This is a genomic window from Flectobacillus sp. BAB-3569 (genome assembly GCF_002270355.1).
GTDB lineage: Bacteria > Bacteroidota > Bacteroidia > Cytophagales > Spirosomataceae > Flectobacillus > Flectobacillus roseus.
This window is the reverse complement of sequence record NZ_NJFZ01000137.1, coordinates 1-776: the sequence shown is the minus strand read 5'-3', so window position 1 is coordinate 776 and position 776 is coordinate 1. Positions and strand designations below refer to the sequence as shown.

Below are 776 nucleotides of genomic sequence, written 5' to 3'. Positions count from 1 at the left end.
ACGCTTGGTAACCGTGCGTAGAGTGCAATAGCAAAAGGGTGCTTGACTGTGAGACAAACAAGTCGATCAGGTACGAAAGTAGGATATAGTGATCCGGTGGTATAGTATGGAATAGCCATCGCTCAAAGGATAAAAGGTACTCTGGGGATAACAGGCTGATCTCCCCCAAGAGCTCACATCGACGGGAGGTTTGGCACCTCGATGTCGGCTCGTCACATCCTGGGGCTGGAGAAGGTCCCAAGGGTTCGGCTGTTCGCCGATTAAAGTGGCACGCGAGCTGGGTTCACGTCGTGAGACAGTTCGGTCCCTATCTGTTGTGGGCGTAGGAATATTGACAGGTTCTGACTTTAGTACGAGAGGACCGAGTTGGACTGACCTCTGGTGTATCAGTTGTCCTGCCAAGGGCATAGCTGAGTAGCTACGTCGGGACCAGATAAGCGCTGAAAGCATCTAAGTGCGAAACTGACCTGAAGATGAGTATTCCAAATAAGGGCCGTTGTAGATGACAACGTTGATAGGTTGCAGATGTATAGGTAGAGATACCAGAGTCGAGCAATACTAATTACCCAATAGCTTATGATATCTCTGTACTAAGAATTTAATTCTTACTCAATAAAACCGAGACGCAAAAGCAGTTTCCTTTAATGAAAAGAAATTCTTGCTAGCTAAGGATTTTGCCAAAGCCGAAGTCAAAGATTTGGTGGGAAGTACAGAATTGGAAGCTGCCAAAATCCTAGAAGCCAAACTATTTTCAAATGCCGTTTTATCAATGATGG

1 rRNA gene is annotated in these 776 nt (G+C 46.1%); it reads left to right on the top strand.

Features of this window, described 5'->3' with window-relative positions:
* Positions 1-583: ribosomal RNA gene (locus tag BWI92_RS26715) — 23S ribosomal RNA — on the top strand; the annotation flags it as partial.
* Positions 584-776 lie beyond the last annotated feature (193 nt).